Source organism: Halorubrum tibetense, from assembly GCF_042661865.1.
In the GTDB taxonomy this organism is placed as follows: domain Archaea; phylum Halobacteriota; class Halobacteria; order Halobacteriales; family Haloferacaceae; genus Halorubrum; species Halorubrum tibetense.
Map to the genome: position 1 here is coordinate 1 of NZ_JBHSWW010000122.1, position 6,930 is coordinate 6,930.

The 6,930-nt window shown below is 67.2% G+C and carries 9 protein-coding genes; 4 read left to right on the forward strand and 5 right to left on the reverse strand.

Translation table 11 applies throughout. The features are described 5' to 3' along the window. The 4 genes from ACFQEU_RS09195 to rnz form a co-directional block, all read right to left on the reverse strand. On the reverse strand, nt 1-501 hold a 501-nt coding region (locus ACFQEU_RS09195; RefSeq protein WP_379781430.1), incomplete at its 3' end, for a ParA family protein. A gap of 53 nt (nt 502-554) precedes the next feature. Beyond that, the gene (locus ACFQEU_RS09200) at nt 555-974 is read right to left on the reverse strand and encodes an HIT family protein (RefSeq protein WP_379781432.1); all 420 of its coding nucleotides are present in this window, start codon (nt 972-974) and stop codon (nt 555-557) included. A gap of 81 nt (nt 975-1,055) precedes the next feature. Beyond that, nucleotides 1,056-1,628 (reverse strand): hypothetical protein, encoded by a 573-nt coding sequence (locus tag ACFQEU_RS09205; protein WP_379781434.1) that lies wholly within the window; start codon nt 1,626-1,628, stop codon nt 1,056-1,058. Nucleotides 1,629-1,763: 135 nt separating this feature from the next. Next, nucleotides 1,764-2,696: a ribonuclease Z gene (gene rnz, locus ACFQEU_RS09210; RefSeq protein ID WP_379781436.1), complete on the reverse strand. Its 933-nt coding sequence runs from the start codon at nt 2,694-2,696 to the stop codon at nt 1,764-1,766. Nucleotides 2,697-2,878: 182 nt separating this feature from the next. Here rnz and ACFQEU_RS09215 point away from each other — a divergent pair, with 182 nt between their 5' ends. The 3 genes from ACFQEU_RS09215 (at nt 2,879) to ACFQEU_RS09225 (ending at nt 5,697) form a co-directional block, all read left to right on the forward strand. Beyond that, nucleotides 2,879-3,310 (forward strand): SHOCT domain-containing protein, encoded by a 432-nt coding sequence (locus ACFQEU_RS09215; protein WP_379781438.1) that lies wholly within the window; start codon nt 2,879-2,881, stop codon nt 3,308-3,310. A 59-nt stretch (nt 3,311-3,369) separates the two neighbouring features. Continuing rightward, entirely contained in the window at nt 3,370-3,675 is a 306-nt protein-coding gene (locus tag ACFQEU_RS09220; RefSeq protein ID WP_379781440.1) for a DUF7538 family protein, read from the forward strand. Nucleotides 3,676-3,753: 78 nt separating this feature from the next. After that, on the forward strand, nt 3,754-5,697 hold the full coding sequence (locus tag ACFQEU_RS09225; RefSeq protein ID WP_379781442.1) for an ABC transporter ATP-binding protein: 1,944 nt from the start codon (nt 3,754-3,756) through the stop codon (nt 5,695-5,697). 44 nt (nt 5,698-5,741) lie between these two features. Here the strand turns inward: ACFQEU_RS09225 and ACFQEU_RS09230 are convergent, their stop codons facing one another. Next, on the reverse strand, nt 5,742-6,140 hold the full coding sequence (locus tag ACFQEU_RS09230; protein WP_379781444.1) for a DUF5789 family protein: 399 nt from the start codon (nt 6,138-6,140) through the stop codon (nt 5,742-5,744). Nucleotides 6,141-6,255: 115 nt separating this feature from the next. Between ACFQEU_RS09230 and ACFQEU_RS09235 the strand changes: the two genes are divergently transcribed. Then, on the forward strand, nt 6,256-6,930 hold a 675-nt coding region (locus tag ACFQEU_RS09235), incomplete at its 3' end, for a creatininase family protein (protein WP_379781446.1).

Here is a 6,930-nt window from a genome sequence, read left to right on the forward strand (position 1 = left end):
GTCAACGCCGTGTGGCGTCGCCGGCCGAACCGCGCCGACGCGGTCGACGGACGTGACCGCGGCGACCGCCTCGTTCGAGGCGACCGGCGAGGTATCGACGACGACGGCGTCGTAGCCGGTCGTGGCCTCGTCGATACGCCGTTCGAGCTTCCGGGCAGCCTCGGCGGTCTTCGCGCGAGCGACCCGCTCGAACGGGGCACGGGCGGGTATCAGATCGACCTTCCCGGAGAGGTCGTTCAGCTGGTCGGCGGCAGCACCGTCGCCGGCGAGCGTGTACGTGGCGGCCGACAGCGACACGCCGGCGTCATCCGTAATGAGGGCAGTGAGGTCCGTGCCGATACGGTCCCGGACGTACTCCGAGAGTCCCTGAGTGGTAAACGCGGCGTCGATCACGGCTACGTTGCGGCCACCGCGGGCACCGATCGCCGCCAGCTCGACGGCCGTGCGTGTCGTCCCCGCGCCGCCGGTCGCCCCGACCAGCGCGAGCGTCGTCGCATGCATACCCACGTACTCGTGGATCCGCGCTTAACTCTGTTGAACGAGGTTCGAAGCCGTTATCCGGCGATATCGGCAGCGATGGCGTCCAGCTCGTCCTCGGAGAGGTCCGGCCGATCCCCGCCGACCGCGTGGAGGGGAGCGCCCCCGTCGCCCTCGAATCGCGGGATGACGTGGACGTGGACGTGCGGAACCTCCTGACCGGCCGCCGCACCGTCGTTGATCCCGACGTTAGCCGCGTCGGCGTCGACGGCGTCCTGCACGCGCGGCGTCAGCTCGGCGACGACGTCGAAGAGGTCGCTCGCGAGCGCGGAGTCGAGATCGCCGACGTGTCGGGCGTGTGCTTTCGGGATCACGAGCGTATGGCCCGCCGCGAGGGGGTTCGCGTCGAGGAACGCCAGCACGTCGTCGGTTTCGTGGACCGTTCGTGCCGGGATATCGCCGGCGACGATCGAACAGAACACACAGTCATCGGACATACGCGAGGGGTCGGTGCCGCGGCGTATCAAGGTTTCCCGGCGGGCGGTAACGCCGGAAAGGGCCCGACCAGCGGGCGGCGGTCACTCGCCGTCGGAAACGGCCGGGTCGTCGTTCGGTTCCGCGGAACCGTCGTCGACGTCACCCCTGACCGTCCCGCCGACGACGAGCGCGGCCCCGATGATCACGAGGTTCTTGATGATGTACTGCCCCTCGACGGTGAGCTCGTGCGGGAAGGTGACGAAGACGACCTCCGGAAGGAGGACGACCGGCAGGAACGTGCCGGGCATCTGGAGGAACAACAGCAGGATCCCGACGCGGATGAGCGGACGGTACAGGAGACACAGTCCGATCAGTACCTCCCAGACGCCGAGGATCGGGACGAACACGTCGGGCGGGACGACGTACACCGTCGCGGAGACGAGCTCGGCGGCCGGGCTCCCGCCGATCACTTTCAACCCGCCGAACCAGATGAAGACGACGCCGAGCGCGACGCGGAGCGCCGGGATCCCGAGCCGGTCCATCTGTCGAGCGATCTCGCGGTCGAGACGGTCGAGCCGCGCCTGCAACGTGTCTCCCGGCTCCGCGCCTCCCGGCTCCGTGTCTCCCGGCTCCGTGTCAGCTGCATCGCCGTCGGCGGTCTGTGGGGCGGGCATCAGCTATCACGATCCATACGCCTCCAACACGCAAAAACCCACGTTACGGGACTAAAACATGCGAAATCAGCAGTTCGATCGTGAGGAACCGAACGGTGGTGGCCGGGGAGCCCAGCGAACGTCCTCCAGTCAGGCTCACTCCCCAGTGTCGGGGTACGGGACCTCGATCCGGTCGCCGTCGTCCGGGAGCAGACACTCGCCGTCGAAGGCGTCCCGAGCGTCACGGAGGATCGGGGAGGCGTCGCCGGCGTATCGCGAGGAGACGTGGACCAAGGCGAGCCGCTCGACGCCCGCGCGGGCGGCGACCCCTCCCGCCTCGCGACCGGTGGAGTGGGCAGTGTCGCGGGCGCGGTCGGCCATGTCATCGGCGAAAGTGGCGTCGTGAACGAGCAGGTCCGCGCCCTCGGCGACCTCGACCGTCCGTTCACGGGGTCGGGTGTCCGCGGTGTACACGAGCGTGCGGCCGGGTCGCGGCGGACCGACAACCTGATCTGACTCCACGACCGTCCCGTCGTCGAGCTCGACCGACTCGCCGGCGTGAAGCCGGCCGAACGCGGGACCGACGGGAACGCCGAGCGCCTCCGCCTTCGGCCGATCGAAGCGACCCGGACGGTCGTCCTCTTCGAGGACGTACCCCTGTGACCGAGTCCGGTGTGTCGTCTCGAAGGCACTGACGGTGTAGCCGTCGCCATCGAACGTGACCTCGCCCGGAGCGACCTCTTCGATCCGGATCCGGAAGGCCGGGTCGTGACCGACCGCGTGAACCAAGTCGTGGAGGTCGTCACGCGTGCCGGGCGGACAGTGAATCGTCAACGGATCCTCGCGGTCGTTGAACCCGAGCGTCTGAACGAGCCCCGGGATCCCGAGGACGTGGTCGCCGTGGAGGTGTGAGACGAACAGGTGGTCGATCCCGAAGCCGGTCCCGTACCGCATTATCCCCCGCTGGGTGCCCTCGCCGCAGTCGAACAGCAGGCGGTCGCCCTCGCGGTTGACGAACAGCGCGCTCGGCGCGCGTTCCACGGTTGGAACAGCGCCGCCCGTACCGAGGAACGTGACGCGAAGGGACATGGCCGGGTTTCGGGGCGGAATTTATAAACCGGTGTCGATGACGGCGTCGGGGCCACGGACCGAGTCGTCGACGCGAACGCCATCGCCGACGGGGTCCGACCGGCGGCAGTGCGAGGTGATCGGGGGCCAACGAAACGGCCTGCGGCGGTGGTTTTTATATCATCCGTGTGGGTCGATCGGCCATGGTCCGGCTCTCCGACGGGGTCCGTCGAGACCCGGAAGACGCGGTGTTCGCCCTCTGTTTCGCCGCGACGATCGTGTTTGCCGCACTCGGGTGGTGGAGTGCGGCGGTGACCGCATTCGCGCTCGGTATCGGGGGCGCGATCGTGATCGACGCCCTCTGGCCTGACGGCTTCGCGAGGGACACCGGCGAGAGGGACACAGCCGCGAGCGACACCGAGTCGACCGCCGACGCGCTCGACACCCTCCGGGACCGATACGCCAGCGGAGACCTGGGTGACGAGGAGTTCGAGCGGAAACTGGAGGCGTTACTGGAGACCGAGACGCCCGACGGCGCGCGGCGGCGGGTCGAACGTGATGCGGACGTGGTCGAGAGGGATTCGGGATCGATAGAACGCGATGCGGAGCCGGGAGATCGGATCCGAGAGGACTGATGTGCCCCTCGACGACCCGTCGGCGACACCGACATGTGCCCGCCGCCCCCACTGCGATCATGAACGATTCGATCGCTGCGCTCGTTCAGCAAGACGGGTGGCGGGCGGAGGGCGATGCGGCACGTGTCCACTACGACGGCGGGGGCGACCGGTTCGCCGTCGAATACTACGCCGGAGCCGAGACGGTGCTCTACTGGACGGTCCCGAACGACACCGGTGTGACCGAGGCGAGCGACACGGACGCGGGAGCGGGAACGGCCCATCCGGTAGCGCGCGCGAGCGTTCCGAACCCCCTTCGAGAGCGGATCAGGCGGGATCTCTCGGCTGCAAACGTCGATCCGGCCGTCGAGAAACGGGAGATCTGAGGTGTCTCCGGCAAGGCGTGCCGACGTATTTCGGTTCGAAGGAAACATACTTGCGGCACCTCACATGTGTGAACGGTAATGAGTAGCATCGACTGGGAGAAAGACGACCCGTTCGAGGAACAGCGGGACAAGATCGAGAACCCGATGAAGCGGCTGTTCGTCGTGTACGGGCGGGACTACCTGTTCCCCGTCAGTGTCGGCATCTTCGCCAGCGTCTTCGCTCGGCTGCTCGACCTCCTCCCACCGCTCATGTTAGGTATCGCCATCGACGCGGTGTTCCGCGAGGAAGCCGTGTTCAGCGAACAGATCCCCCTCGTCCTCCTCCCGGAGGCGTGGCTGCCGGCGACACAGACCGAGCAGTTCTGGTTCCTCATCGCCGCCATCGCCGGGGCGTTCTTCTTCGGCGCGGCGTTCCACTGGGTCCGTAACTGGGGGTTCAACGCGTTCGCTCAGAACATCCAACACGACATCCGGACGGACACGTACGACCAGATGCAGCGGCTCAATATGGACTTCTTCTCGGATAAACAGACCGGGGAGATGATGTCCATTCTCTCGAACGACGTGAACCGTCTCGAGCGGTTCTTGAACGACGGGATGAACTCGATGTTCCGGCTGTCCGTGATGGTCGTCGGGATCGGTGTCCTCCTGTTCTGGATCAACTGGCAGCTCGCCTTGGTCGCGCTCCTCCCCGTCCCGCTCATCGCCGGGTTCACGTACATGTTCATCAAGATCATCCAGCCGAAGTACGCGGAGGTCCGCTCGACCGTCGGGAAGATGAACTCCAGGCTGGAGAACAACCTCGGCGGCATCCAGGTGATCAAGTCCTCGAACACCGAGGATTACGAATCGGATCGCGTCGACGACGTCTCCTACGACTACTTCGACGCCAACTGGGACGCGATCGAGACGCGGATCAAGTTCTTCCCCGCGCTCCGCGTGCTCGCGGGTATCGGGTTCGTGGTCACGTTCATCGTGGGCGGGTTGTGGGTGTTCCAGGACACCCCGCCGGGCCCGTTCACCGGCGAGCTCTCGGTGGGGATGTTCGTCGTGTTCATCCTCTACACGCAGCGGTTCATCTGGCCGATGGCGCAGTTCGGCCAGATCATCAACATGTACCAGCGCGCCCGCGCCTCCTCCGCGCGGATCTTCGGGCTGATGGACGAACCCTCGAAGCTGGAGCAGAACCCCGACGCCACGGAGCTCGTCGTCGACGACGGCGAGGTCGTCTACGACCACGTCACGTTCGGTTACGACGACGAGACGATCATCGAGGACATCGACTTCACCGTGGAGGGCGGCGAGACCCTCGCGCTCGTCGGCCCCACCGGTGCCGGCAAGTCGACGGTTCTCAAACTGCTGTTACGGATGTACGACGTCGACGAGGGGGCGATCCGGATCGACGATCAAGACGTCAGCGACGTCACGCTGCGGTCGCTCCGCCGCTCGCTCGGCTACGTCGGCCAGTCGTCGTACCTGTTCTACGGGACGGTAAAGGAGAACATCACCTACGGGACGTTCGACGCGACCGACGAGGAGGTGATCGAGGCCGCGAAAGCCGCCGAAGCACACGACTTCATCCAGAACCTCCCCGACGGCTACGACACGATGGTCGGCGAGCGGGGCGTGAAGCTCTCCGGCGGCCAGCGCCAGCGCGTCACCATCGCCCGTGCCGTGTTGAAAGACCCCGACATCCTGATCCTCGACGAGGCGACCTCGGACGTGGACACGGAGACGGAGATGCTGATCCAGCGCTCGCTCGACCGGCTCACCGAGGAGCGGACGACGTTCGCAATCGCCCACCGGCTCTCCACGATCAAGGACGCGGACACGATCCTCGTGTTGGAGGGCGGTGAGATCGTCGAGCGAGGGACACACGACGAGCTGCTGGAGAACGAGGGGCTGTACGCCCACCTCTGGGGGGTCCAAGCCGGGGAGATCGACGAGCTGCCACAGGAGTTCATCGATCGAGCACAGGAGCGGACGGCCCGAGTGCTAGAAGAGGCAGAGGACGACGACTGACCCGGGTCGGGTCGGGACACCCAACTCGAATCGGTTCGGCCGTCTCAGACGGAGGTCTGACTCCAGTCTCCGGGACCGTCGGTCCCGTCGCCGCCGTCGTCGCTCCCGTCGCCCGGCTCTTCACCATGCGCATCGTCGTGCTCCTCGCGTCCGTCTCCAGTGCCCTCGCTTCCGTCAGGCGACGATCGACCCTCGACGGCCGCCGGCTCGAGCGCGTCGAGGACCGCGTCACGGACCTGTCGCGGATCGCGAAACGTCGCCGCGTCGGCCTCCTGTAACACGGCGGAGAGACGGTCACTGCCGTCGGCGTGTTCGAGCTCGAAGCCGCCGTACTGTTCTATCAGCTCGGATCGGGTCACCGGATAGCTGTGTTCGCGGAGCGCCGGCTTCAACGGACCGAACGCCACGCCGTACACGGTGTTGGAGTCCTGCTCATCCGTCATACACCTCCCCTCAACGGGGAACGGATTAATTCCCAAGGTCGAGACTGCGACGTTCGGCGGGTGGCACCCAGTCTTGGACCGCCGGCTATACGACGCTCGCCCATTGAAGGGGGGTATGCGACTCGCGGACGCAACCTGGACCGACGTGCGGGACGCCGACGTCGACGTCGCGTTTCTCCCCGTCGGCAGCACCGAAGGACACGGCCCGCACGCCCCGCTGGGCACGGACACGCTGAACGCGGTCGCCGTCGCCGAGGCGGGCGCGGCGGCGTACGGAACGGACGAGGTGGACGGGATGGACGCCGATGGTGAGGCCCTCGTCGGCCCGCCGATTCCCGTCGGCGTCGCGGAGGAGCACCGCCGGTTCGACGGGACGATGTGGGTGAGTCCCGACACGTTCCGGGCGTACGTCCGGGAGGCAGCTGCCTCGCTGCCGGCTCACGGTATCGACCGCGTCGTGTTCGTGAACGGTCACGGCGGCAACGTCGACGCGCTCGCGGAGGTCGCCCGCCGGTTCTCACGAGACCCGACACACGAGGGGTACGCGGTGGCGTTCACCTGGTTCGACGCGGTCGGCGAGCACGGAAGCGACATGGGTCACGCGGGCCCGCTGGAGACGGCGATGTTGCGGGCGGAACACCCCGAGATGGTCCGCGAGGACCGCGTAGAGGCCGCTCGCGACGGCGGGGCCGACCACTGGGGTGAGTGGGTCTCCGGCGTGAACCTCGCTCACGACAGCCACGAGTTCACGGACAACGGCGTCGTCGGCGACCCGACCGCGGGCGACGCC